At 36.8% G+C, this 242-nt stretch carries 1 protein-coding gene; it reads right to left on the bottom strand.

What is annotated here, in order from left to right; genetic code table 11:
• Positions 1-61 precede the first annotated feature (61 nt).
• Positions 62-242 (bottom strand): MerR family transcriptional regulator (locus AAEY68_RS21605; RefSeq protein WP_502935727.1); only part of this gene is annotated, 181 nt, incomplete at its 5' end.

Genomic DNA, 242 nt, shown 5'->3' with positions numbered 1-242 from the left:
TAACTATCTACCTCAATTTTTAAGGTAGTATAAACTCCGTACATAAGTACGGGGTCAATAGCTATTTAAGTGAATTTATTACCGGGCAGGATTGAGGGTCTTGATTGGCCTTGCAAGAATCTGTCATATCTTGAATTACTTTCTCTAATCGCTGTAAATCAGCAATTTTATTACGAATGAGATTAAGTTTTTGCAACCCCATCGACTCAATATCAGCGCAACTGTCACTTAGTGACATAAGC

Origin of the sequence: Pseudoalteromonas sp. RB2-MNA-CIBAN-0110, assembly GCF_040309305.1 — a bacterium.
GTDB classification, from domain to species: Bacteria; Pseudomonadota; Gammaproteobacteria; order Enterobacterales; family Alteromonadaceae; genus Pseudoalteromonas; species Pseudoalteromonas arctica.
The sequence above is the reverse complement of the archived record's forward strand: the minus strand, read 5'-3'. Positions and strand labels throughout refer to the sequence as shown.